This is a genomic window from Erythrobacter sp. YT30, from assembly GCF_001542875.1.
GTDB lineage: Bacteria > Pseudomonadota > Alphaproteobacteria > Sphingomonadales > Sphingomonadaceae > Erythrobacter.
Genome location: NZ_LMAF01000001.1, coordinates 174,865 through 199,529, shown reverse-complemented (window position 1 = coordinate 199,529; position 24,665 = coordinate 174,865). Strand labels below are relative to the sequence as shown.

At 55.4% G+C, this 24,665-nt stretch carries 22 protein-coding genes; 7 read left to right on the top strand and 15 right to left on the bottom strand.

What is annotated here, in order from left to right; translation table 11 throughout:
• Positions 1 to 7 precede the first annotated feature (7 nt).
• The 5 genes from gorA to pgi all read right to left on the bottom strand — a co-directional run bounded on the left by gorA (position 8) and on the right by pgi (position 6,650).
• On the bottom strand, positions 8 to 1,363 hold the full coding sequence (gene gorA / locus AUC45_RS00920; RefSeq protein WP_067596935.1) for a glutathione-disulfide reductase: 1,356 nt from the start codon (positions 1,361 to 1,363) through the stop codon (positions 8 to 10).
• A 75-nt stretch (positions 1,364 to 1,438) separates the two neighbouring features.
• On the bottom strand, positions 1,439 to 2,467 hold the full coding sequence (locus AUC45_RS00915) for a hypothetical protein (protein WP_067596934.1): 1,029 nt from the start codon (positions 2,465 to 2,467) through the stop codon (positions 1,439 to 1,441).
• A 77-nt stretch (positions 2,468 to 2,544) separates the two neighbouring features.
• Positions 2,545 to 3,993 carry a DEAD/DEAH box helicase gene (locus AUC45_RS00910; RefSeq protein WP_067598839.1) on the bottom strand — a complete coding sequence of 483 codons (1,449 nt, stop codon included), beginning with the start codon at positions 3,991 to 3,993 and terminating at the stop codon, positions 2,545 to 2,547.
• A 268-nt stretch (positions 3,994 to 4,261) separates the two neighbouring features.
• The gene (locus AUC45_RS00905; RefSeq protein ID WP_067596933.1) at positions 4,262 to 4,759 is read right to left on the bottom strand and encodes a hypothetical protein; all 498 of its coding nucleotides are present in this window, start codon (positions 4,757 to 4,759) and stop codon (positions 4,262 to 4,264) included.
• A gap of 361 nt (positions 4,760 to 5,120) precedes the next feature.
• Positions 5,121 to 6,650, bottom strand: coding sequence for a glucose-6-phosphate isomerase (pgi, locus tag AUC45_RS00900; protein ID WP_067596932.1), 1,530 nt, complete (start codon positions 6,648 to 6,650; stop codon positions 5,121 to 5,123).
• Positions 6,651 to 6,700: 50 nt separating this feature from the next.
• Between pgi and lepB the strand changes: the two genes are divergently transcribed.
• From lepB to era, 3 genes are read left to right on the top strand one after another with little or no spacing between them, the layout of a single operon-like run.
• On the top strand, positions 6,701 to 7,561 hold the full coding sequence (gene lepB, locus AUC45_RS00895) for a signal peptidase I (protein WP_067596931.1): 861 nt from the start codon (positions 6,701 to 6,703) through the stop codon (positions 7,559 to 7,561).
• Between the two features lie 17 nt (positions 7,562 to 7,578).
• Positions 7,579 to 8,265: a ribonuclease III gene (gene rnc / locus AUC45_RS00890; protein ID WP_067596930.1), complete on the top strand. Its 687-nt coding sequence runs from the start codon at positions 7,579 to 7,581 to the stop codon at positions 8,263 to 8,265.
• 5 nt (positions 8,266 to 8,270) lie between these two features.
• Positions 8,271 to 9,164, top strand: a complete 894-nt coding sequence (gene era / locus AUC45_RS00885) for a GTPase Era (RefSeq protein WP_067598836.1) — start codon at positions 8,271 to 8,273, stop codon at positions 9,162 to 9,164.
• 23 nt (positions 9,165 to 9,187) lie between these two features.
• Here era and AUC45_RS00880 read toward each other — a convergent pair whose 3' ends face one another.
• From AUC45_RS00880 to plsY, 6 genes are all read right to left on the bottom strand, one after another.
• Entirely contained in the window at positions 9,188 to 9,721 is a 534-nt protein-coding gene (locus tag AUC45_RS00880) for a PleD family two-component system response regulator (protein ID WP_233998486.1), read from the bottom strand.
• Positions 9,709 to 10,041, bottom strand: a complete 333-nt coding sequence (locus AUC45_RS00875) for a hypothetical protein (RefSeq protein ID WP_067596929.1) — start codon at positions 10,039 to 10,041, stop codon at positions 9,709 to 9,711. Before AUC45_RS00875 ends, AUC45_RS00880 begins: the two co-directional genes overlap by 13 nt.
• A 104-nt stretch (positions 10,042 to 10,145) precedes the next feature.
• On the bottom strand, positions 10,146 to 12,692 hold the full coding sequence (topA, locus tag AUC45_RS00870) for a type I DNA topoisomerase (protein WP_067596927.1): 2,547 nt from the start codon (positions 12,690 to 12,692) through the stop codon (positions 10,146 to 10,148).
• Between the two features lie 75 nt (positions 12,693 to 12,767).
• Positions 12,768 to 13,457, bottom strand: a complete 690-nt coding sequence (locus AUC45_RS00865) for a hypothetical protein (protein ID WP_067596925.1) — start codon at positions 13,455 to 13,457, stop codon at positions 12,768 to 12,770.
• 78 nt (positions 13,458 to 13,535) lie between these two features.
• Positions 13,536 to 14,654: a DNA-processing protein DprA gene (gene dprA, locus AUC45_RS00860; protein ID WP_067596923.1), complete on the bottom strand. Its 1,119-nt coding sequence runs from the start codon at positions 14,652 to 14,654 to the stop codon at positions 13,536 to 13,538.
• Entirely contained in the window at positions 14,651 to 15,232 is a 582-nt protein-coding gene (gene plsY / locus AUC45_RS00855; protein ID WP_082700900.1) for a glycerol-3-phosphate 1-O-acyltransferase PlsY, read from the bottom strand. Before plsY ends, dprA begins: the two co-directional genes overlap by 4 nt.
• 119 nt (positions 15,233 to 15,351) lie before the next feature.
• Between plsY and murI the strand changes: the two genes are divergently transcribed.
• The 3 genes from murI (at position 15,352) to AUC45_RS00840 (ending at position 18,324) form a co-directional block, all read left to right on the top strand.
• Positions 15,352 to 16,152 (top strand): glutamate racemase, encoded by an 801-nt coding sequence (murI, locus tag AUC45_RS00850; RefSeq protein WP_067596921.1) that lies wholly within the window; start codon positions 15,352 to 15,354, stop codon positions 16,150 to 16,152.
• A gap of 132 nt (positions 16,153 to 16,284) precedes the next feature.
• A complete protein-coding gene (hemA, locus tag AUC45_RS00845) occupies positions 16,285 to 17,505 on the top strand; it encodes a 5-aminolevulinate synthase (protein ID WP_067596919.1) in 1,221 nt (406 codons plus the stop codon).
• A 126-nt stretch (positions 17,506 to 17,631) separates the two neighbouring features.
• Positions 17,632 to 18,324 (top strand): nitroreductase, encoded by a 693-nt coding sequence (locus AUC45_RS00840; RefSeq protein WP_067598827.1) that lies wholly within the window; start codon positions 17,632 to 17,634, stop codon positions 18,322 to 18,324.
• Positions 18,325 to 18,796: 472 nt separating this feature from the next.
• Here the strand turns inward: AUC45_RS00840 and AUC45_RS00830 are convergent, their stop codons facing one another.
• Both AUC45_RS00830 and AUC45_RS00825 read right to left on the bottom strand, forming a co-directional pair.
• Positions 18,797 to 20,002 (bottom strand): type III PLP-dependent enzyme, encoded by a 1,206-nt coding sequence (locus AUC45_RS00830; RefSeq protein ID WP_067596915.1) that lies wholly within the window; start codon positions 20,000 to 20,002, stop codon positions 18,797 to 18,799.
• A gap of 206 nt (positions 20,003 to 20,208) precedes the next feature.
• On the bottom strand, positions 20,209 to 20,766 hold the full coding sequence (locus AUC45_RS00825; protein WP_067596913.1) for a LemA family protein: 558 nt from the start codon (positions 20,764 to 20,766) through the stop codon (positions 20,209 to 20,211).
• 89 nt (positions 20,767 to 20,855) lie between these two features.
• Here AUC45_RS00825 and AUC45_RS00820 point away from each other — a divergent pair, with 89 nt between their 5' ends.
• On the top strand, positions 20,856 to 21,902 hold the full coding sequence (locus tag AUC45_RS00820; RefSeq protein ID WP_082700899.1) for a DUF3137 domain-containing protein: 1,047 nt from the start codon (positions 20,856 to 20,858) through the stop codon (positions 21,900 to 21,902).
• A 243-nt stretch (positions 21,903 to 22,145) separates the two neighbouring features.
• Here the strand turns inward: AUC45_RS00820 and AUC45_RS00815 are convergent, their stop codons facing one another.
• Both AUC45_RS00815 and AUC45_RS00810 read right to left on the bottom strand, forming a co-directional pair.
• Positions 22,146 to 23,336 (bottom strand): carboxynorspermidine decarboxylase, encoded by a 1,191-nt coding sequence (locus AUC45_RS00815; protein ID WP_067596911.1) that lies wholly within the window; start codon positions 23,334 to 23,336, stop codon positions 22,146 to 22,148.
• A gap of 72 nt (positions 23,337 to 23,408) precedes the next feature.
• Complete coding sequence (locus tag AUC45_RS00810) at positions 23,409 to 24,620, bottom strand: saccharopine dehydrogenase family protein (protein WP_067596909.1); 1,212 nt, start codon at positions 24,618 to 24,620, stop codon at positions 23,409 to 23,411.
• Positions 24,621 to 24,665 lie beyond the last annotated feature (45 nt).

Here is a 24,665-nt window from a genome sequence, read left to right as displayed (position 1 = left end):
TGGCAATCTATCTCAGCAGGACCAGCTCTTCAGCGACTGTGGGGTGGATCGCTGTCGTAGCATCAAAGTCTGACTTGTTCATGCCGGCCTTCACTGCAACCGCTGCAGCCTGCATGATTTCAGGAGCATCCGGGCCGATCATGTGAATGCCAAGGATCTTTCCGTTCGCATCATCGCAGATCATCTTCACAAGGCTGCGCTCATTGCGCCCAGCGACCACATTCTTCATCGGGCGGAAGTCGGAGGTGTAGACGGCGACCTTGCCATACTGGTCCTTTGCCTCGCGCTCATTGAGACCGACCGAGGATATTGGGGGGTGGCTAAAGACGGCGCTCGGAATGCAGGAGTGATCGACGCAATAGGCTTCGCCGGGCCCAAACATGCTGTCGGCAAACGCTTGGCCCTCGCGAATGGCAACGGGGGTTAACTGCACCCGATCGGTGACGTCGCCAACGGCATAGACGTAATCGACATTGGTTTTCGAATAGGCATCGACCTTGATCTCGCCCTTGTGGCCAAGCTCCACACCGATGTTTTCAAGGCCGAGACCTTTTGTGTTCGGCACACGCCCGGTTGCGATCATTACAAGATCAAATTCGCGCTCTTCATGATTGGTCATCTTCACCGCGAAGCTGCCATCATCGTTCTTACGCACATATTCGAATTCCGCATGGAAGCAGAACTCAATTCCTTTGGTCATGGAAATCTGCATGAGCCGATCACGCAGAGAGAAATCGTATTGGCGCAGGATGACATCGGAACGGTTGGCGATTGTGACCCTGGCACCGAATTGATTGAAGATGCCCGCAAATTCATTTGCGATGTATCCTCCGCCAGCAATCAATATCCGCTTCGGTATCCCATCAAGGTGAAACGCTTCGTTCGAGGTGATGCAATGCTCTGAACCTTCAAATTCTGGCACATGCGGCCAGGCGCCGGTCGCAATGAGAATGTACTTGGCGGTCACGACTTTTCCGCTAGCCAACGTGATTTCATGATCACCCGTGATCTCGGCGCGCTCATGAAAGATCGTCACGTCATGCTTGTCGAGAGTGTCGGTGTAGACATCTTCTATGCGGTCAATATCGCTTAAGACGTGATCGCGCAGCTTTATCCAATCGAAGCTCTTGCCTTCAACGGTCCAGCCAAATTGCGTTGCATCTTCCAAGTCTTCTGCGAAGTGCGCGCCATAGACCAGCATCTTTTTCGGTACGCAGCCGCGGATCACACATGTCCCACCAACCCGGTGCTCTTCCGCTGCGGCAACCCGAGCGCCGTGCGCAGCCGCAACGCGGCTTGCCCTCGTTCCGCCAGAGCCTATCCCGATGGTAAAGAGATCAAAATCGTATTCGGTATCGGCCATTGCGCTCGATCACTCCTGTTTCATTACGGGAGCGATATGGCCTGCCTTAGGTCTATTGCCAACCAGAGTGTTGATTTAGCTTTCAAGGAGAGGCGCGTTGTCGCGCAGCAACTCGTAAGAACCACCGTCGTGATGGGTGAACAGGTCATCGTGGCTGATACCTGTCTTGCGTTTGATCAATCTCGCAATCGCGTCGCGTTGCTCTTCAACTGTACCGGCAAAAGAAACCAGCACTTCGGGATCGTGGTCCATGGGCGATCCGAAAATCATCGCAAGTTTTAGCGGATCAAAATCGAAGCCGAGCATGCCGAGCCTTTTGCCCTGGGCCATTTCAGCGGTCATGTAGCCTGTGAATTGGCGGTTGGAGCTTCGCTTGCCGAACGTGAAGACAGCGCGCGTCAATTCGGCGTAATCGTCCGGCTCAACCTGTCCCCAATCGGCAACGGGTTTATCATCCTGCTGCCACGGCAACTGCCCTGCCATCCCAAGTGGATGGACGATGCGAACGTGCTGATCGACAAGAGCGCGCGCTTCATCGATGTCCATTCCGAACGCCATTGCCGCAACCCATGGCAAGTAGTGTTCAATGGCGCGATCATAAGTGAAGGCGATAATCGAGAGTTTGTAAAAGCAGTTTTCCGCTTCCCTGCGGGGCGCGCCTGTCACGATCATCTGCCCCAGCTTGAACAGCCAGTTCTCCGTCCCTCGCAATGGCATTTCGCCGGGGTTGCGGGGTTCTCTTGCGAGGGTTGATTTCGATTCTGCCTGAAGCGTGTAGTAAATGATGCCGACTTTGCCCGCCACGGTTACCAGCGGATCGTCAGACAGCTGCTCCATGATGGACTCAATCGAGGTAGTCACGGTCCCGGCGGCTCGGATCTTTCGACCCGCATTCATCAGCTCTTCCGTTGTGGTATCGTAACGCGGCGCGATGCTCTCGAATATCTGGGCCAAATTAATCAAATCACGGCTTTGCACCTCAGAACCGAGCCTATCAAAGTCGTAGCCTGCAACGATGCGGTTCAGAAGCTCTGGGCCATCCGGCATCTCAATCTCGCGATTGGCGCCTGAACCCACGACGAGTGTGGTCTCCGTTCTGAACATGATTGCGCGCGCATTCCTTTTTTCGTAAATGCGCAAAGCCTTAATAGTGGTTCGTTAAGAACGCTTTACGCTGCAGACTAAGCGCCGCCACGCCGGGGACCACCACCAGCACCTTTACCTCTGCGTTTGCGAAAGCCGCCGGGGCGCTTGCCAGGATTTCTTCCGCCCGTGCCTGCGCCTTTGCGCTCGGCAGAGGGACCGCCTCCAGGCTTGCCTTTTCGCGATGGATGCTTCGATTTAGGTTTGGATTTGGGCTTCGCACCGTCAGCCTTCTTGCCACCTGCTCCTCCGAGCGGTTTTGGCCGGACTTTCTTCCTCGAAACCCGCGTTGCCCCGCGTGGCGGCGGCTTTGTCGGACCAACCCCCTCGACGACAGCGCGGAAGTTTTCTGGTAGCTCCAGTCGTTCGAGCTCGGCATCGGTGTTGCGCTGAAGGTCCTTAAGGTAAGCGCGCTCATCTTCAGCGCAAAAAGCAATCGCGATGCCATCGCGGCCTGCGCGCGCAGTGCGCCCGATGCGGTGAACGTATTGTTCCGGCACATTGGGTAGCTCGTAATTGATGACGTGCGATACGCCCGGAATATCTATCCCGCGCGCGGCAACATCGGTTGCAATCAGGATCAAACAACGACCAGCGCGGAATTCATCGAGCGCGCGTTGCCTTTGACCCTGCGATTTATTCCCGTGAATGGCGTTTGCCCTAATGCCATTCTGGCCAAGCTTTTTGACGACCCGGTCTGCGCCATGCTTAGTTCTGGTGAAGATCAATACCCGTTCCTGCTCACCGGGTATCGGGTGACGACCCGACAGGATCATCTGGAGCAGAGCCTGCTTTTCGTCCTGCTGCACCATGAACAAATACTGCTCGATCCGTTCTGCCGTGCTCGATTGCGGAGTAACGGAAACCTTTACTGGATCATTGCAAAACCCTGTCACCAGCTCGCGAATTGCCTTGGGCATGGTGGCGCTGAAAAAGAGCGTTTGACGTTCCTTGGGCACCAATTGATTGATCCGGCGCAGCGCATGAATAAAGCCCAAATCGAGCATCTGATCCGCTTCATCGAGCACGAGCACTTCGACGCCGGAGAGATTGAAAGCCTTTTGATCGATCAGATCGAGTAGCCTGCCGGGTGTGGCTACTAAAATATCGGTCCCACGGTGGAGCTTGTTGCGGTCCTTATTCACCGATGTACCCCCCACAATCACTTGCACTTTAAGACCTGCCATAGCGCCGTAATCCTTGGCGCTGACCGCAATCTGCGTCGCCAATTCGCGGGTCGGCGCGAGCACCAGCATACGGCAGCTTTTGAAAGGAATGCGATTGTCGGCTTCGCGCAATCGATCAATGCCCGGAAGCATAAACGCGGCTGTCTTACCCGTTCCAGTTTGCGCGATGCCAAGAAGGTCTCTCCCTTCTAGCACCGGAGGAATAGCTTGCTCCTGAATAGGTGTTGGGTCCGAATACCCCTTTAGCTCAAGCGCTTGGAGCACGGGCTGAGAAAGACCGAGTTGGTCAAATGTTGTCATAACTTGCTCGCGGTAATCATGCGAGGCGATCCATACAGGGCGCGCGCCGCGGGAGGTCAAAACCGCCCGCGTGAAAAGGGAAGTCTCTTAGGAGAACAATTGAAACGCCGCCGGGGCAGTCGCATTGCAGCGACGCCGCTTCACGCTGGCAGCTACGTTTCGAATGCCGCGCAAATGGTCTTCAACTGTGCAGGTGTCAAGTCGCAGCGTCAGACGAGATAAAGATCGCGGACATCAACCTTGTAAGAGGAAATCGAGGCCTCGGACCTTATTCTCCGAGCTCTTTCCTCATCTCAAGATAATTCAAGCTCGAAGTGTACTCACCTTCCATCGGAGCATCATTTGAGTCGTGCGCCGGTTCGAAATGATGGTGTTTGCTGAGAACATCGCAGAGCTTTTGGTTCACGTAAGTCCGACGAAACTTCTCAGTAATCTCGCAAGACGTCACTTCACCATCAGCCCCCACTGTAAGAGTGTAGGCAACGTCTGGACGCCAAATGCGCAGGCGGCGCGAGGTTTTTAGGAATTCCCACGATCCGTCAAATGAAACTAGCTGAGGGTTGCCCGACCGTGGGATTGAACGACTACGTGGCGACAGCAGAGCCATTTGCAGGCGCTGTTGTGCCTCATAATATGCAGCTCCGCCTTCAAATTCTCCCACTTCAACCACCTGCAGCGCATATCTGTCCTGGATCGGCTGAGCATTTGCAGCCGAAGCGACAGACATTGCGGCGGTGGCTGCTGCAAGTGGAATAAGTCGGTTCATAAAGGCTGCCTTAAAAAGAGAGGAATGTGAAAAAGCTGAGCGCACACTACGCATAATTATCAGGAGTGCAAATGTGACTCAATCGCTGCGCTGCACCGCAACATACATGGCGCATCATTACGCCAAAGCGTCATAATATTTTTCTTACGCGCAAATTTACCATAAACACTGGATTCGCCGACCGGGCCTGCACCGGGCCTATGTGACCCCAGGGCCTGGTTGCGAGCCAGAATGACCTCATAATTCTGCGAGTAGTGATTGAATTACCACGCTTCAGCTGAGTGCATCATGAATAAGCGCTCACACAGCATTGTAAAATAGTGATAATTTCAGCCTTACGCACAAAATCCGAATGCGCTCACTAAAGCCCGGCAGCTTCCATCAGCGCTGTCGTGCTTGCATCAAACACACCTTCGCCTGCATCGAGCTGTTTTGCGATCCCTTTGCCCAGTTCGACGCCGAATTGATCGAAGGGGTTGACCTGCATGAGTACGGCATTTGCAAATGTCCGATGCTCATGAAAAGCGATCAGCGCGCCCAGTGTTGCTGCATCGATATCATCGACCAGAAACATCGTGGATGGCCTGTCGCCCGGATAAAAGCGCGATGGATCTTCAGACGACTTGCCTGCCATCAAAGCAGCTCCCTGTGCGAGGCAGTTCATCAAGAGTGCTTTGTGATGCGCCGGGTCAAGCATGTCTCCCGGCGCGATGCTTGCGATGAAATCGACAGGGATCAACACTGTGCCTTGATGGAGCAGCTGAAACACCGCGTGCTGCGCATCTGTCCCTACCCCGCCCCATGTCACAGGAGCGGTAGGCGCTGGCACATCTTCGCCCGAGTACATCACCCGTTTGCCGTTCGATTCCATCTCTAATTGTTGAAGATAGTCGGGAAACAGCGTCAATCGCTCATCATAAGCAAACACAGCACGCGTCTGACATCCACGCAGCCGCGTGTAGTACTGGTCCGCAAATGCTGCGAGGAGTGGAAGGTTGCTACGACCCGAGTTTTCTCGGAAATGCTCATCGATTACCTTGGCACCTGCGAGCATTGCGCGAAAGTCTTCCATCCCCGCCCCAAGAGCGATGGGAAAGCCAATCGAGGACCATAAGGAATACCGCCCACCTACACTTTCGGGGAAAGGCAGAATGCGCGTTTCATCTACGCCCCATTCAACTGCCCGTTCTGGATTAGCAGTCAGCGCGATCACCCGGCCGCCCGGATCATCGACACCGTTTTCCTGAAGCCACTTCAGCGCGCTCGCTGCATTGGTCATCGTCTCGGTTGTGGTGAACGTTTTCGATGCGACCGCAATCATCGTTGATTGCGGGTCGCACTTAGCAAAAGCTTGCTCAAGTGCGAGGCCATCTATGTTCGATACAATATGGCATTCCACCAACGCCAGATCGCGAGTGAGCGCATCAACTGCCAGCGCTGGGCCAAGCGCTGATCCGCCGATCCCAATGTGGATTAAGTGCTTGATCTCGCCAAACACGCCTTCGTGGATGGCCTTCACGAGGATTTCCATGCGATCAACCAGAGCGGCCGCCTCTTCGACCTCAGCTTCCGGGCCAGTCCCACGTAAGGCGGCATGACTTGCCGATCGTCCCTCAGTCGGGTTCACGATCCCTCCCGTAAACAGAGCCTCACGCTGGCCATCAAAATCGCACGCTTTCGCCAACTCTTCAAAAGCGTCAAGCGCGGCATCATCCAGATGTGTTTTCGAGAAATCGACCAGCATTCCAACCGAGCCGAGTTCGCCCAAAGAACTGTCGATACGGTGGCTTAGCTTTTCTACGCGTGCCGCATCATTCTCAAACAGATCTACAAGTGTTCGATGTTGCAAGCCTTCAAGGCTGTTCCAGGCGGCGGAAATCGGGTCAGTCATTGGGCAAATCCCCTTTGCGCGTTTCAATAGCGCGCCTAAGGGGGGATGCGATGGATGTTAAGACCCAATCTGATGCCGAATTCGGTGCACCGCACAATACGGTCGATAACTCGGCTCATGATCACGCAAACGATCAAAGCTGGTCGAGCTTTGCATTCTTCCTGCTCAAACTGGTTTTGGCAGTTTTGATTTTCCGCAGCTTCGTGTTTTCACCTTTCTCCATTCCTTCCGAAAGCATGCTGCCGCGCCTTTGGAATGGGGATTATCTGCTCGCTGCCAAATGGCCCTATGGATTTTCGAACTATTCGCTGCCTTTCTCAGCCCCGCTGATACCTGGCCGCGTCCTTGCTGGAGAGCCGGAGCAGGGAGACCTCGTCATTTTCAAACACCCGGTCGACAAACAGGACTACGTCAAGCGTGTGATTGGTCTGCCAGGAGACACTGTGGCTGTGGTCGGCGGTCAGATCGTCTTGAACGGCGAACTCGTCGCACGCGAACAGATCGCTGATTTCGATGTTCCTATATCCGCCAATACATCGTGCGCATGGGGCGGTGATGAGGTTACCCTTGATGAAGGAGGCATCATTTGCCGGTATCGCCGGTTCCGCGAAACGCTTCCTAACGGCACCACCTATGAAGTGCTCGACTTCGGGCTAAAGCCTTCGCATGACACGTTCGCGGAACAGATTGTTCCCGAGGGTGCTATGTTCGTGATGGGTGACAACCGTGATTACTCCCAAGATAGCCGCTTCAAGGCCTTGTCAGGCGATGGCGTCGGAATGGTCGATCAGGATCTACTGGTGGGCCGCGCCACTATTCTGATGTGGTCTACCGATGGCAGTGCCGAATGGGTAAAGCCTTGGACATGGTTTACTGCTGCACGCTGGAGCAGGATTGGAAACATGCTGTGACAGCTTCGAGCGGAGCCATGCCCGATGAGACGCGCGATTGGCTGTCGCGGAACGGTTTTGCCGTCACCGAAGAGAGCCAGTGGGTAGAGGCTTTGACCCATGGCAGCTTCAATGGCGGAGGCGGCACATCAGCCGCGCTCGAACCCGACTATCAACGCCTGGAATTTTTGGGAGACCGAGTGCTTGGTTTATCGGTCGCAGGCTGGCTTTATGATCACGGCACCTTTCCCGAAGGCAAACTGTCACAGCGCCTCAATGCTCTTGTCAGCGGCGCGACATGCGCTCGGATAGCGCGGGAGATTGGTCTTCCCGATCATGTCCGCCTCGGCAAGCAAGCCCGCGAGGATGGCGGCGCAGACAGCGACAATATCCTTGGCGATGTAATGGAAGCGCTGATTGGCGCGAGCTTCATCGAAAACGGTTTTGACCAGACGCGCGATCTCGTGCTGCGCTTGTGGGATACCGATTTATCTGGTGATGCTGGCAAGGCGAAGCATCCCAAAAGTGCACTGCAAGAATGGGCTGCGGGCAACCGCCGGGCAATGCCCAACTATGAAGTGATTGACCGATCGGGGCCAGACCATGCGGCGCGCTTTACCGTGCGCGTGTCGATCCACAATGTCGGCGAGGCCGAAGGGGTAGCCGGCAGCAAAGGCGAAGCAGAGAAACGCGCAGCGAAGGCGTTCTTGGAGAAATTTGGGTGAGCGAAGTGTCTCAAAAATGCGGCGTAGTTGCGGTCATTGGTGCTCCCAATGCCGGCAAATCCACTTTGGTGAACCAGTTGGTGGGACAAAAGGTCGCCATCACGAGCGCGAAGGCGCAAACAACACGCGCGCGGATGTTGGGGATAGCGCTGCACGGCGACACGCAAATGATCCTGGTTGATACGCCCGGAATATTTGCGCCACGTCGACGGCTAGATCGCGCAATGGTGAATGCAGCCTGGGAAGGCACTGACAGCGCCGATGCAATCCTGCTTATCATAGACCCGATCAAACAGCGCCGTCATGAGCTGGAGCCGATCCTCGAGGCTTTGGAACATCGCAAGGAACGCAAAGTTCTCGTTCTCAACAAGGTCGACAAAGCAAAGAAAGAGCCGCTGCTCGAACTGGCACAAGAGATGGGCCAGCGGATCGAGTTTGCTGAGATATTCTTTGTTTCTGCCTTTACCGGTGATGGCGTTTCGGAAATGAAAGAGGCGCTCGCAGGGCTTATGCCCAAAGGCATCTGGATGTATCCCGAAGATCAGGTTTCCGATGCTTCGGAACGATTGCTGGCGGCCGAAATTACTCGCGAACAGCTCTATGCGCAGCTTCACGAGGAATTGCCCTATGACAGCGCTGTCCGGCCTGAATTGTATCAGCACCGCCCTGACGGAAGCCTTGAGATACACCAGCAAATCGTTGTGGCACGCGAAAGCCAGCGCCCCATCGTGCTTGGTAAAGGCGGCAGCCGGATTAAAGCCATTGGCGAAGCGGCGCGAAAGGAGTTGTCCGAGATATTGGGCGTGAAAGTCCATCTCTTCCTGCACGTGAAGCATTCAGAAGGATGGAGCGAGGATAAGGAAGTCTTCGAAGAAATGGGGCTCGACTGGGTGCGCTGAGGATCATCCTCAAGCAGCGCGGCTTACCCCTGCGCGTGCTTCTCTAACTTGGCGCGTAGCGTCTCTTCCTTGAATGGCTTCACGATATAGTCATTTGCGCCAGCGCGGACCCCTGCGTTAACGTCAGCAGCAGTGCCTTTCGACGTACAAAAAATGACCACAGGAGGATTGGGCGTGGGGATTGCGCGGAGCCTTTTTACAAACTCCAAACCGTCCATTTCCGGCATATTCCAGTCGGTAATGACGAACTTGGGCATCGCCTTCTTACAGCGTGCCAAAGCATCCTCGCCGTCCTGAGCTTCCAATGCGACATAACCCATGGATTTCACGATCTTGCTGGAAATCTTTCTGATAACCCTGCTGTCATCCACAATCAGGCAGACATTGGAAGCTGCCTCGGCGTTGGGTGCGCGCGCTTCATCCAGCGCCTCTGACACATCTTGTGGAGTCTCAATCTCGCTTACACCATCAGGTGAATGCGCTGCTTGATCGACCGACGCCTCGCCATTTTGAGCGTCCTTCTTCGCGTGAAAATTGCGCTTAATCAGATGTTGCACGGTTCTGGCTCCCCTACCAATGAGCCAAATGCGCCCTCATCGCCGATTTCCTCTTCATGGGGAAAATCGTCTTCGAAATAGCCCAGCCCGCCAGCATTCTCTTCTTCTTCGACTTCGGGAGGCGTCAATCGAATATGGATGTAAGGCATCCAGATATCGCCGTACTCGGCCTTCTGATACCAGACATCGATGACGTCATAGCTTGCCCAAAGACCATCGGGCTCACGCAGGCGAATGCCTTCGCCAATGCGCGGTACCGCCGCAAAGCGGACGCGGTCTTGAGTTTGGTGTGTTTCGTTCTGTACTTCGATTTCGATCACGGCTCACATCCCGACTGTTAGGGATGAGATATGCGATAATACTAAACGAAATACGAACGCCGATCCTTGTCCGCCACAATAACCTCGATCTTGACTGGCCAAGGTCACTTTTTCTTGGCTGGTGCCTTTTTCTTAGCCGCAGTTTTCTTCTTAGGCGCAGCCTTCTTGCGCTTCTTCTTTGCCGGCCCTTTCGCAGCACGCGCATCGATTAGCTCGATCGCTTGAGCAGCCTCGACATCTTCAGGCTTCACATCCTTAGGCAAAGTCGCATTTGTCGTTCCATCGGTCACATAGGGCCCATAGCGGCCTTCCATGACCTTGATCTCGCCGCCGGATGTGGGGTGCTCGCCCAGTGTCTTGATCGGCTCACGTGCAGCACCTCGTCCGCCGCCTTTGCGATTTGCCGCTTCGGCGAGGAGCGTGACGGCCGCGTTCATGCCTGTATCGAAGACGTCGCGGGTCGAGGAAAGCTTGGCATATTTACCATCATGGCGGAGATAGGGCCCATAGCGACCGATTGCCGCCTCGATCTCTTTGCCTGTTTCCGGGTGCGCACCAATAATCCGAGGAAGGTCAAGAAGCTTGATCGCCCATTCGAGATCGAAATCATCCAAGTCTTTGGGGATCGATGCACGCTTTTTCTTCTCGTCGACTTCCATCTCGACATAAGGACCGAAGCGGCCCGATTTGCGATGGATTTCTGCGCCTGTTTCCGGATGTTCCCCCATCAAGCCGTCTTGGCTGCCATCGTCTCCATCGCCGCCCGGCTGCGCAAAGCGACGAGTAAATTTGCATTCTGGATAGTTCGCACAGGCGATGAACGCCCCGAAACGGCCGCCGCGTAATGAAAGCCTGCCCCCCTCGCGCCCTTCTGTTTCGCACAGCGGACAATGGCGCGCATCCTTACCGTCTTCGCGCGGAGGAAAGAGGTAAGCAGAGAGATATTCATCGAGAACTTCGGTGACTTCGCTCGGCAGCTTTTCCATGACCTCTTCGGTCTTTGGTTTGAAATCAGCCCAGAATTTGGAGAGAAGATCCTTGTAATCCTCTCGCCCGTCAGAGACCGTATCGAGCTCATCCTCCATCCCCGCCGTAAAGTCATATGCGACGTAGCGAGGGAAAAAACGTTCCAGAAACGCTGTCAAAAGACGGCCCGAATCCTCTGCAAAGAATCGGTTTTTCTCCACTCGTACGTAGTTGCGATCGCGCAGAGTCTGGATGGTCGATGCGTAGGTGGATGGACGGCCAATCCCGAGCTCTTCGAGGCGTTTTACGAGCGAGGCCTCGGAAAAGCGGGGCGGTGGCTGGGTGAAATGCTGGTTAGCCTCAACCGACTTTTTCGCTGGGCTGTCGCCCTTGCCAAGTGATGGGAGCAGTCCGTCCTCGTCCTCTTCCGACTTATCGTCAAAGCCTTCCTGATAGACCGCGAAGAAGCCGGGGAACTTAATAACCTGGCCTGTAGCGCGCAGCTCATGTTGGCCGGTCGCATCGCGCAGCGTCACCGTAGTACGCTCCAATTGCGCAGCGGCCATTTGTGAGGCCATCGCGCGCTTGAAGATCAACGAATAGAGTTTTGCCTCATCACCAGAACCGGCGGCATCGCGTCCGAAATTCGTCGGCCGAATTGCTTCATGAGCTTCCTGAGCGTTCTTTGCCTTGGTCGAATAAAAGCGCGGCTTTTCCGGCAGATATGCGCTGTGATAGCGCTCACCAATTTCAGCGCGTACAGCAGCAATCGCGCTGCCATCCATCTGCACGCCGTCAGTCCGCATATAAGTGATCGCACCGGCTTCATACAAAGATTGAGCACACCGCATCGTATGGCTTGCGGAAAAGCCGAGCTTACGCGCTGCTTCCTGCTGCATGGTCGAGGTGGTGAATGGCGGCGATGGATTGCGTTTGAGTGGCTTTGTCTCGACTGCTTCCACGGTGAAACGCCCAGCTTCGACAGCCGCTTTCGCTTCTTCCGCCACGCCTTGTGTACCAAGCGAGAGCTTTTCCAGCTTCTCACCTTTGTACTTCACCAGCCTCGCATCGAACTCAGTTCCATCCTGCTCCAGTTTGGCGAGGACGGACCAGTATTCATCGGGCTTGAATGCCTCAATCTCGCGTTCCCGCTCAACGATCAGTCGCAAGGCTACCGATTGTACGCGTCCTGCCGATTTTGCACCGGGCAGCTTGCGCCAAAGGACCGGTGAAAGTGTGAATCCGAAGAGGTAATCAAGAGCGCGGCGACCGAGATATGCATCGATCAGGGGTTGATCGAGCTCGCGCGGGGCTGCCATCGCATCAGTCACCGCCTTTTTGGTGATCGAATTGAAGGTAACCCGGTCCACGTCTTTGGGCAGAGCTTTGCGCTTCTTCAAAAGCTCCTGCACATGCCAGCTTATTGCTTCACCTTCACGGTCAGGGTCGGTTGCGAGGACCAGCCGATCTGCATCCTTTGCCGCATCCGCGATTTCCTTGAATCGCTTTTGCTTATCGCGATACAGTTCCCAATCCATCGCAAAGCCTTCATCGGGCCTCACGCTGCCATCCTTGGGCGGCAGATCGCGGACATGACCATAGCTGGCGAGGACTTTGAAATCCTTGCCCAGATACTTCTCGATAGTCTTCGCCTTCGCGGGCGATTCAACGATAACAAGCTGCATGAGAGTGGTCTGAGAAATCCTTACACGTGTACGTACGCGCGAGAGTGGGATGGGTTTCGAAGCGGCGTCAATAGTCTATTCGAAAATTGCGACAAGACTTTCCGCTGGATCGTTGAGCGCCTTATACGCCGTAACAGAGAGCCCCATCAGGAGCACTGGCAGGATATGGGCGATGACTGAGCTCACCCCGCCGTCAATACCCGATCGCGAAGCGCCACCAATGGCGCCGAGCACACCTTCAAGGCCCCCACCAAGTGCGCCGCCAACGATGGCCATGGTCAGCCAAATCAGCCAGATCAGAAGAAATGTGAGCGATAGAGATCCCAGATTGCCTTCGCTTCCCCGCCAGCTGGCGCTGATGGCCTCAAAGACATTCATTTCTTCAGCGGCAAAGTATGTGGGTGCCATCACCCATTTGGCTCCCAAGAGTACGGCGGGAACGACAAGAAAGAAGACCGCAATATAGAGCGGGATGGTAAGGATCACCGCCATAAGAAGAAAACCGAAAACACTGGCAATGTCATCGGAAGTCAGGTTCCCGCGACCAAGCGCCTGCCGGTACAGATGCAATTGTCCGGCGAAGTAAGCGATGAAAAGCGGGATAGTGGCCAGTGCGCTCAAGGTGCTGCTCAATGATGTCAGCAATCCTGCGACAAAGAAAAAGCCGAAATAATAAGCGAGCGGCTGTTTGATCGCGACGAGTTCGCGAAACGTGCCGTTGATCAATTCGCCCGTGGAAACGCGTTTATCCTGAATGTATCCCATGCCATCCCGTAATTTTGCTTCTTCGGACAAGCTGTTAGTCAACGAAGGTGCGCTTCTCGTTAACGCCGAGATTGGATCTTATTGCAAGCTTACAAGCCCGCCCGAATGCCGTTCAAGCTCACCAGACAATTCCAGTTCCAAGAGCGCCATATGCACATCTGCTGCGCCTGCACCCGACTGCCGGATAAGCTCATCGACAGCGACCGGCGCTTTCGTGAGGAGCTTTGAGATATCGGTGCTCTGATCGACTTTCGCCTCGCCCCACTGAAGCTTGCTAAGCTCTGCATAATCAAATGGCTTACCAGCGTCCTCTACTCGGAAGCGCGGGCGCGGAGCCCCGGTAAAACTCTCGAGGACCTCGGCAACGTCTTGGGCCGTTTGAACAAGAACGGCGCCGTCACGGATAAGCTGATTGCATCCCAAAGATCGCGCATCGAGAGGAGAGCCTGGAATGGCCATGACTTCGCGGCCCGCTTCGCCTGCGAGCCGGGCGGTGATGAGCGAACCGGATTTGGGGGCCGCCTCAACCACCAAAGTACCACTCGCGAGACCTGCGATAATGCGATTCCGGCTAGGGAAATGGCGTCCGCGTGGTTCAGTGCCAGGCGGTTGTTCCGCAATGAGCAGGCCGTCCTCGGCAATGCGTTTCTGCAAATCTTTGTGCTGCGGCGGATAGGTAATGTCGATCCCGCTTGCGATCACCCCAATGGTGCGCGGCATCGCCCCTTCGTGACATGCGCCATCAATTCCTCTCGCAAGACCCGAAACGACTGTGAAACCAGCTTGCGACAATTCTGAAGCAAAATCACGCGCCAGCTTTACGGCAGCGCCTGATGCGTTTCGCGCGCCCACCATTGCCACACATGGCGCGGACGCGAGTGCTAGGTTTCCCCGGCATGTGATAATCGGCGGAGCGCTTTCGAGCTCTCCCAAAAGTTCCGGGTAATCCGGTTGATCGTGGAAGAGATATCGTGCGCCGGCTCCGCGCACTGCTTCGACTTCGCGTTCAATTCGCTGGACGGGAGCAGGCCTGTATGCAGTTTTCCCACGTGATCCTAAATCAGGAAGCGCCTCAATCGCAGCTTTTGCGTTTCCGAACCGGGCGAGCAATTGGCGATAGCTTACAGGTCCGATGTTGGGCGATCTAAGCAGCCTGATCCGGGCAAACGCCTCAGGCTGCGAAAGGGCTTCGCTCATGATTTGGAACCCACTTTCGGCTCTTCGCCCCTCATAAGCCTTCCGATATTTGCGCGGTGTTGAACAATCACGATTCCTGCGATTGCGATGAGGGGCGCAATCAGGGCATGTTGGCCGAATGCCGCTGCTGCAATTGGCGCTGCAATAACCGTCGTCATTGACGAAACCGAAGAGATTTTGCTCATCGCTATCATAGCTGCCCAGATGCCCGCGCACAGCAGCATCAATGGCCAATTGAGCGCACCCAGCACGCCCGCTGCCGTTGCAAATCCTTTACCGCCTTGAAATTTGAGCCATGGCGTAAAGCAATGCCCTGCGACAGCAGCGACAGCCGCAACGCCCTCCGTCCCCGGTGCAAATGCGCGAGCGATCAATACTGGGAGCACACCCTTGCCTGCATCGAGCAGAACTGTGCTTGCGGCCAGCGCTTTATTCCCGGTGCGCAGAACGTTGGTCGCGCCGATACTTCCCGATCCAATGTCGCGCACATCGCCGAGGCCAGCGGCTTTCGTGAGGAGCAGGCCGAAAGGGATCGAGCCGCAGATGAACCCAAACAATGCCGCGTAAATGTGTTCCACGTGTTTCCCTGTCCCAAAGGCCCGCAAGCTTGTGAAAGAGCCGCTTTTCCTTTTAAGGGCGCGCAGCAAAAAGAAAAGGATAGCCCTCGGACGATTTCGAGGCAGGCGGGACTTAAAAGTTGGAAAACGATGCACCCATTCTGATCCTCGACACCGGCGTGGGTGGTTTAACCGTGCTTGAAGAGGTCCAACGCGCTCTCCCCGATGCCCCGCTCATCTTTGCAGCAGATAGGGCGGGTTTACCTTATGGAACCAAGACCGAAGCTGAGGTTGCGGCCCGCGTCGCTGGGCTACTTGGTCGCATGAGCGAGCGATACCAGCCGCGCCTTGCCTGCATTGCTTGCAACACAGCATCGACGATTGCACTCGGGATGGTGCGCGAGGTCCTGGAAATCCCGATCGTAGGGACCGTCCCAGCGATCAAGCCTGCAGCGACAATGACAAAGACGGGCGTGATTGGCCTGCTTGGCACTGCTGGCACAGTGAGACAGCCTTACGTTGATAGGTTGGAAGCCGATTTCGCCAGCGACAAGCGTCTCATCCGTCATCCCGCACCCGGCCTTGTCGACCTCGCTGAAGCAAAGGCCGCTGGCGAACCAATTTCAGTCGATGACGTTAAGCAGGAGGTATCCGGACTGCTAGACGCACCCGATGCTAACGAAATCGACACCATCGTGCTTGCATGCACCCACTTCCCGCTCCTTGAAGCAGAACTAGCGCAAATCTTCGGCCCAAATGTGAATTATGTCCACGGCGCCAAAGGTATCGCACGCCGGATCGCCTTTCTCACTGAGGATCAGACTTTTGAGCGTTCGCAAAAAGACTTTGCCGTTGTGACGGGAAAGCACAATCCTGCTCAAATGGAGCGATTGTCGCGCCAATTCTCGCCCTATGGTCTCGACGAAGTTCGAGTTTTCTAAGTGCGAGCGGCTCGCAAAGATGCTTATGGAAAAAGCGATCACTCTAACCTAGGTAACCGCGAAACCATCTTTGAAGCTTTGAGTTATAGTCTCAGGCCTTCGGCACGTCCGGTCTGAGCGCACGAGGTAACGGTGAATTACGATCTGATCTTTGATAAGGCGATAGACCGTCTGCACGAAGAAGGACGCTATCGCGTTTTCATCGACATCATGCGCAACAAAGGCTCCTATCCCAATGCGCGCTGTTTTCACGGGCACAATGGCCCGAAACCAATCACGGTCTGGTGCTCCAACGATTATCTGGCCATGGGTCAGCATGAAGTCGTCATCTCCGCCATGGAAGATGCGCTGCACGATGTCGGTGCTGGCTCTGGCGGTACCCGCAATATTGGCGGGAATACGCACCTGCATGTTGAGCTGGAGCAGGAGCTTGCGGAGCTTCATGGGAAGGAAGGCGCGCTGCTCTTCACAAGCGGATATGTGTCCAACGATGCGACGCTTTCGACGCTCGCGAAACTGCTTCCCGGATGCATTATCTTTTCCGATGAACTGAATCACGCGAGTATGATCGCAGGGATCCGCAACGCAGGCTGTGAGAAACGGATTTTCCGCCACAATGACATGGCGCATCTGGAAGAATTGCTCGCTGCCGAAGATCAAGACACGCCAAAGGTGATTGCATTTGAGAGCGTCTATTCGATGGACGGCGACGTCGCCCCGATCCACGCGATTTGCGATCTCGCCGAAAAGCACAACGCCCTTACCTACATTGACGAAGTTCACGCGGTGGGCATGTATGGCGAGCATGGCGGCGGCATTTCGGAACGCGATAACGCAGCCCACAGGATCGACATAATCGAAGGCACTTTGGGCAAAGCCTTCGGAGTAATGGGCGGATACATTGCCGCTGATAAGCGCGTGATCGACTGCATTCGCTCGTATGCTCCCGGCTTCATCTTTACGACTTCCCTTTCGCCAGTTCTAGTCGCAGGTGTTCTCGCTTCGGTGAAGCATTTGAAGTCCAGCAGTGTTGAGCGCCGTCAGCAGCAAGCGGCCGCAGCCATGCTTAAACTGAAATTTGCTGAGAACGGTCTTCCAGTGATGGATTCGACCACGCATATCGTGCCGCTAATGGTCGGCGATCCGATACGCGCGAAGAAGATCAGCGATATCCTCCTCGCAGAATACGGCGTTTATGTGCAGCCCATCAATTTCCCAACCGTGCCGCGCGGCACAGAGCGTTTGCGTTTTACCCCCGGCCCGCATCACACCGAAGAGATGATGGACGAACTGGCTGAAGCTCTCGTCGAGATTTGGGACCGCCTTGATCTCGCATTGGCCAAGGCAGCCTGATCGGAACCTGATTTCGATGCACCTATCCTCGATTGAACTACGGTGCACCCGGCCCAACCCTAGCGTCCTTTGAGCGAGCCTAAGCCTGCGCTACCTCTCGTTCAAACAGATTCGGGAGAAGGCCACGTGGGCGGAAATGAAAACCAGACTTTTGCAGAAGTGGTCCGCGGCCGAAAATCCATCCGCGGCTATCTCGACAAGCCAGTTCCGCGCGAGCTCATAGAGGAAGTTCTTGCCCTCGCCATGCGTTCACCAACGAGCATGAACACGCAGCCATGGCATTTCCATGTAATCACTGGCGAGCCACTTGATCGCATTCGCAAAGGCAACACCGAGCGCATACTTGCGGGCGAGCCGGATAGCCGGGAATTTCGCCGAGGCGAGCCCTTTGCAGGTGTTCACCGTGAACGCCAGATCGAAGTTGCAAAACAGCTCTTTGCAGAAATGGGCATCGCGCGCGACGATAAGGATGCAAGGCAGGATTGGGTGCTGCGCGGCTTCCGCCAGTTCGATGCGCCGGTCTGCGTGATCGTCACCTATGATCGGGAATTGGGCACGAGCGACGATACCGCTTTCGATTGCGGCGCAGCAACAACGGCGCTTGTAAATGCTGCCTGGTCAAAAGGGCTTGGCTGCGTCATCAATTCGCAAGGGATAATGCAATCTCCGGTTGTGCGCAAACATGCCGGCATCCCCGATGATCAAGTGATCATGAAAGCTGTTGCGATGGGCTGGCCCGACCCAGAATTTCCTGCCAATCGCGTCTACTCAAATCGCAAGCCTCTTGAAGAAGCCGCTCGGTTTGTCGGGTTTGAATAGCCCGCTTGTGCGGCCAACTCGAACTCCCGTCAGTTAGCTTTCTACACTCTTTGGTTGCGCATTCGATAACTCGTCGCGCCACGGGAGTGCATCAAACGCGGGGGTGTTGATCAGGGCCACATATTGGATGCGAGGAATTTCAATCTCGGTCCCGTCACCATAGCGTACACAGACGCTATCATCGTCCGCCCAGCTATTCTTTGTTCTGAATATCCCTCTTGCCATGAGTGATGGCTCCAAAAAGTGTCTGATGTCCCAATGCATTCCTGAACACCCTCGCTTGCGTTCGGGCGCGGATATACAGGTTTCATATGAAACTAAACAAACATTTGTGTAAACACTTGTTGCGCGCTGAGGAACAGAAAGTCAAACTTGACGGAAAACATGTGTCGCGCTGCGCTCACTGCTAGCTAGCAGCAACTGCTAGCTGATCACCCATGTGCTAAAAGCGAGCCGGACCACTCGCCCTCGCTTAGCGCAGGCTTACCACATTGTCTGAGGCTTCACGGCGACGGTCGCCTGTGAAAAGGCTCATCATAGGTTCGTCCGTGACGATAACGCACTCGGCATCGCCAAAGCCGTTAAAGCCGGTTTTCATGGCAGCGCCGTATGCTCCTAACATGCCGATTTCAATATAATCACCGGCCTGGATATCGCCCGGCAGACTGAAGGGCCCGGCCATGTAGTCCGCATCATCACAGGTCGGGCCATAGAATGCGAAATCCACTAGGCCATCGCGCAGATCATCCTCCAGCGCCCGGACCGGAAAACGCCAGTTCACGTGCGCTGCGTCGTAAAGCGCGCCATATGCGCCGTCGTTGATGTAGAGTTCATCGCCGCGCCGTTTGGTCACTTGGACAATCATCGACGAATATTCAGCACACAGTGCCCTCCCCGGCTCGCACCACAGTTCTGCGTTATAAGCGATCGGGAGCGCTTCGAAGTGCTTGGCGATCATGGCGAAGTAATCCTCGAGTGGTGGCGGCTCCATCTCGGGATAGATGCTTGGGAAGCCTCCGCCCACGTCGATCATGTCGATGACGACGCTTGCCTCGGCAATCGCAGCACGGGTGCGGTCGAGCGCTTGGACGAACGCAAAAGGCGTCATCGCCTGGCTGCCGACATGGAAGCAAACACCCAGCCAGTCGCTATGCTGGCGAGCTGCTTGAAGGAGCGCCGGCGCCTCAGTCAAATCGCAACCGAACTTGGCCGCTAAACTCAACTCAGAATACTCTGACGACACTCGCAATCGCACACACAGGCGTAAGTCAGTCGCAGCCTCGCCCGTTTCAGGATCGCGGCACGCTTCCACGATCTTTGCCAGCTCTTCATGACTGTCGAGGCTGAAGGTTCTGACGCCATGCTCAAAATACGCCTCTGCAATCGTCTTGCGCGTCTTGATCGGATGCATGAAGCACAATTGCGCATTCGGCAGCAGGCCGCGCACCAGACGCACTTCGGCAATCGAAGCCACGTCGTAATGCGTGATCCCCGCATCCCACAGGCATTCGATCAGATCGGGCGCCGGATTGGCTTTCACCGCGTAAAGTGTCTTGCCCGGAAAATTCTCTTTGAAGAACGCAGCAGCGCGTTTCGCCGCGTGCGGGCGATTGAGAATGATCGGTTCATCCGGCGAAAGAGCGCGGGCTACAGAAGCGGCGTCAGGAAAGGTGTGCAACTCAAGGGACCCCCAGAAGGTTTAGTTTCTGATCACTCCTGAGCTTGGACCCAAGAGCAAATTGGGCTGCCTTGCGGTAACGTCTTAATCAGACGCTGACATAAGTCCCTTGGGGCAGCGGAAGCGCGCATATAGTCGTCGCGCGCGCATTCGCAAACAAAATCGTCAAACGGGCCTGTGGTTCCAACCCATAAGGCAAATAGTTATCAGAACGCGATGGCGGGCGCCTGATCGACTGTGCCGCGTTCGCTGTCGTCAAGCTGGTTGAAGTCAGCCTGCTGGAAACCGAGCGCCCCTGCAATCAGCACCGCCGGGAAGTTTTCGCGCGCCGTGTTGAAACGGGCAACAGCAGCGTTCAGAGCGCGCCTCGCAGCCGCCAGTTTGTCTTCTACATTGGCCAGCTCGCGCTGCAATTCCTGAAAGTTCGCACTCGCTTTAAGGTCTGGATAGGCCTCACCCAAAGCCAGTAGGTTGTCGAGCGCCACCCGCAAACCCTGCTCGCTTGATGAGCTCGGCGAGCCCTTCGCAGCAATATTACGCGCCTGGATGACCGCTTCGAGTGTTGCGGACTCGTGCCCCGCATACCCTTTCACGGTCTCAACAAGGTTTGGGATCAAATCGTGGCGCTGCCGCAGTTGCGCATCGATATCTGCAACGCCCTGACGCACATTCTGACGCAGTCCGACGAGATTGTTGTAGATGCCGATGACGAGCACCAGCAAAAACCCAACAACACCGCCAACAATCACATACGTCCAGAACATATTTACCCCTCCTTTGGTAGACATAGGTATATTAGCGTGAATTAGTTAAGGGAACCTCAGGTTTCGGGGTGATTGGGGAAACAGATAAAATGCGCGCAGACGTGCAAGGATTGATGGGGGGCGAACTTGGGCAATGGCTCGATGAGCAATCCACCATGCGCAAAGAGGCCAAGGAAAAAGCGTATTGGCGCTGGACAGTGGGGGCCTGCATACTTCTCCCCCTGCTTGCATTCATGTGGTTTGCACCGGTTGGTTTTGGCGACTTCAAGGTCATCATCAGCGTCGTCGCTGTCGGCGGTGTGAGTGCTTGGGGCTATATGCCCATCAACGAAGCGAAAAAGGCGATCAAGATCGGCATTAATTCAGCCATCGCGAAAAGCCTTGGCGTATTTTACGAACACGATCTTGAACCGGGTCGCGAATTTGAAATCTGCAAGACTTATCAATTGGTTCCGAGCTATGATCGTGACGATTTCGAGGATCGCTGGCATGGCCAACTCGAAGGGCATGGCTTTGAACTTTACGAAGCGCATCTGGAAGAACGCCGCGGATCGGGAAAAAACCGCCGCTGGGTAACCGTTTTCAGAGGCGCCATTATCCAGATGGAGTTTGGCCGCGCCTTTCATTCGACCACGCTCTTGCAGCGCGCTGGCAAACACAAATCGTGGTTCGGCCTTGGCGGGCGCAAAGACCAGGTCCGCTTCAAAGGCCATGAGCTTTCCATAGTCGATCAGGTCCACCCCTCTTTCGAGGACGTGTTTGACGTATACACTGACGATCAGGTCGAAGCGCGCGTGATTGTACACCCGAGCTTTGTCGAACACTTGCTGACTATCGAGGCAGCGTTTGAAGGCGATGCGGTTCGTGCCGCTTTCAAAGAAGGAAAAGTCATCATCGCTGTCGAAAGCGGCAATCTGTTTGAGAGCGGTTCGCTCGATTCCGCTGGCGATCATGCCCGGGCGCAAGAGGCTGCCGAACAATTCGCCTCGCTTGCGAAATTAGCGCTCGCCATCAACCAGACCGAGCGGGGACAGGCCATGGGAAAAGCGGGGCCAAGCGATCCGGGCGACTTTGGCGCGCAAGACGGACTTGATACGGCGCGGCGCGTTGGCGGATTTGGGCGAAAAGGGGTCTGAAGCGAGACGCAAACAGGGTGACAAAGGTTACACCCTGTCACCCTCACTCTAAGTCTATTCTAATCTTCTTTTCAATGCCTTACAGATCGTTTCCGAAGGTGACGGACACGGGGGACGAGATGTAAAATAAGCCTATTTACTTGCATGCGCACCAAGCTAGGCAATGAAAAACGCATAACAGGCTTCAACGATGCGAAAGAGCGGGCATCGAAATCGCACAGTCTTAGCGATTAGGAAAACGGCTTAGCTCAGCCGGTCCCTGAAATCGCGATACTCAAACCGTTTCACGCATTCGAGCGCGTCAGTCTCGCTGTCCCACAGCCAGATACTTGGCAATGGCACACCGTTGAAAGTCGTGGTCTTCACCATCGAATAATGCGCCTGATCCAGAAAAGCGAAGCGCGCACCCGGTTCAGCGGGCACTGGCAGGCGGTATTCGCCGATCACATCGCCAGCAAGGCATGACGGCCCACCAAGGCGGATCGGAATGCTGTCATCGGAAAGCTCCCCCAGCATGGCCGGACGATAAGGCGCCTCGAGAACATCGGGCATGTGGCAGGTGGCTGAAACATCGGTGATCCCGATCGGGCCATCGTTGAACATCGTATCGAGCACGGTGCCAACGAGGATCCCAGCATCAAGAGCAATCGCCTCTCCGGGCTCAAGAATGATCTCTGCACCCGTATCGGCGGCCGCGTCTTTCAGGAATTCAACCAGCTCATCACGTTCATAATCGGCGCGCGTAATATGGTGCCCGCCCCCCATATTGATCCACTTCAATTGCCCGAAATAGGGTTCAATCGCGTCAAACACTCGGTCCCACGTGGCGCGCAACGGCTCGAATGTCTGCTCGCACAGATTGTGGAAGTGGATGCCCTCTACCCCTTCCATATGCTCATCCGTCAATTGATCGAGCGGGAAGCCAAGCCGCGATCCGGGCGCGGATGGATCGTATTTTGGGACTTCACCCGTCGCAATCATCGGATTGATGCGAAGACCGGGCGAGACATCGCCGCCGGTAGTGGCTGCTGCGTCTAGGATCAGCCGCGCCCTTCCCATTTGCGCTGGCGAATTGAAAATGACGTGCTCGGAAAGACGGCAGATTTCCTCGAGGTCTTCTGGCTTGTACGCTGCCGAGTAAGTCGCGATCTCGCCGTCATAGAACTCCGATGCGAGCTGCGCTTCCCAAAGGCCGCTGGTCGATACCCCATCCAGATACTCACCGATAAGCGGCGCAACCGACCACATCGAAAACGCCTTGAGCGCGGCGAAAACCTTGACGCTCCCACCATCCTCCGAGGCCCGATCGCGTATTTCGGCCAAGATCTGGCAATTAGAGCGCAGCTTGCTCGCATCCACGACAAAAGCAGGGCTATCGACACGGGAGAGATCAAATTGGGCAAAAGCGCCCGGATCACCTGCTTTGGTTTGCATTTCTGTGTCGCTCTTCTTTGCTTCGTAAAGTCTGCGCTGTGTCGTTTGGTGTCTCTGATCTATGCGTACGACTTAAAACCCGACCGGCCCATCAAGCTCCTTCACGTGCCACGGCAGACCGTGCGCATTGAGCATTTCCATAAACGGGTCTGGGGCCATTTCTTCCATATTGAAGACGCCCTCCCCGCTCCACACGCCCTGCACCATCAAAGCTGATCCGATCATTGCAGGCACACCAGTCGTGTAGCTCACCGCCTGATTGCCGGTTTCCTCATATGCCGCTTCGTGGCTGCATATATTGTTGATGTAGAACGTCTTCTCGCCCGATCCATCCAACGCGTCACCGGTGGCGATGCAGCCGATATTGGTCTTGCCCTTGGTTGTTTCACCGAGTGTCTCAGGCTTGGGCAGTACAGCAGCGAGGAATTGTAGCGGGATGATTTCCTTGCCCTGATACTTCACCGGCTCGATGCTTGTCATGCCGACGTTTTGGAGGACTGTGAGGTGCTTGATGTATTCATCACCAAAGGTCATCCAGAACCGTGCGCGCTCTATTTCAGGGTTGAATTTGGCGAGGCTCTCAAGTTCCTCGTGATACATGAGATACGCCTGCCGCGTGCCCACCTCCTCAAATTCAAACGGTGTTGATACCTGCATGGCGGGTGTCTCCACCCATTCGCCATTCTCCCAGTGCCGCGCGGGAGCGGTCACCTCGCGGATGTTGATTTCGGGATTGAAGTTGGTGGCGAAAGCCTGTCCGTGATCGCCGCCATTGCAATCGAGGATATCGAGCGTGCGAATGGTTTTGAGCTTGTGCTTCTTCAGCCACATAGTGAAAACGGACGTCACGCCCGGGTCAAAGCCTGAACCAAGCAGCGCCATCAGCCCGACGTCTTTGAAGCGATCATGATAGGCCCATTGCCACTTGTACTCGAATTTTGCCTCATCCTTGGGCTCGTAATTTGCGGTGTCGAGGTAGTTCACGCCAGCTTCAAGGCACGCATCCATGATCGGCAGATCCTGATAGGGAAGCGCCAGATTGACCACGAGGCTGGGCTGCACCTTACGGATAAGCTGCACCATGGCCGGCACTTCTTCCGCGTCGATTTCATAAGTCGCGACGTCGACGCCTGCGCGCTCTTTAACGCTAGCGGCAATCGCATCGCATTTCCGCTTGGTGCGGCTCGCGAGGTGGATGTCGGAGAAGATATTCTTGTTGAAGGCCATTTTGTGGACACACACCGAGCTCACGCCCCCGGCTCCGATTACGAGTACTGTCGACATGTCTGTGGGCCTTTCTAATTCGAATCTTGGCAAGCGCCTTAGTCC

Coding starts and splice junctions, on each gene's coding strand:
- gorA (WP_067596935.1), bottom strand. CDS start 1,363: ATGGCCGATACCGAATACGATTTTGATCTCTTTACCATCGGGATAGGC.
- AUC45_RS00915 (WP_067596934.1), bottom strand. CDS start 2,467: ATGTTCAGAACGGAGACCACACTCGTCGTGGGTTCAGGCGCCAATCGC.
- AUC45_RS00910 (WP_067598839.1), bottom strand. CDS start 3,993: ATGACAACATTTGACCAACTCGGTCTTTCTCAGCCCGTGCTCCAAGCG.
- AUC45_RS00905 (WP_067596933.1), bottom strand. CDS start 4,759: ATGAACCGACTTATTCCACTTGCAGCAGCCACCGCCGCAATGTCTGTC.
- pgi (WP_067596932.1), bottom strand. CDS start 6,650: ATGACTGACCCGATTTCCGCCGCCTGGAACAGCCTTGAAGGCTTGCAA.
- lepB (WP_067596931.1), top strand. CDS start 6,701: ATGGATGTTAAGACCCAATCTGATGCCGAATTCGGTGCACCGCACAAT.
- rnc (WP_067596930.1), top strand. CDS start 7,579: ATGCCCGATGAGACGCGCGATTGGCTGTCGCGGAACGGTTTTGCCGTC.
- topA (WP_067596927.1), bottom strand. CDS start 12,692: ATGCAGCTTGTTATCGTTGAATCGCCCGCGAAGGCGAAGACTATCGAG.
- AUC45_RS00865 (WP_067596925.1), bottom strand. CDS start 13,457: ATGGGATACATTCAGGATAAACGCGTTTCCACGGGCGAATTGATCAAC.
- dprA (WP_067596923.1), bottom strand. CDS start 14,654: ATGAGCGAAGCCCTTTCGCAGCCTGAGGCGTTTGCCCGGATCAGGCTG.
- AUC45_RS00825 (WP_067596913.1), bottom strand. CDS start 20,766: ATGTTCTGGACGTATGTGATTGTTGGCGGTGTTGTTGGGTTTTTGCTG.
- AUC45_RS00820 (WP_082700899.1), top strand. CDS start 20,856: ATGCGCGCAGACGTGCAAGGATTGATGGGGGGCGAACTTGGGCAATGG.
- AUC45_RS00815 (WP_067596911.1), bottom strand. CDS start 23,336: ATGCAAACCAAAGCAGGTGATCCGGGCGCTTTTGCCCAATTTGATCTC.
- AUC45_RS00810 (WP_067596909.1), bottom strand. CDS start 24,620: ATGTCGACAGTACTCGTAATCGGAGCCGGGGGCGTGAGCTCGGTGTGT.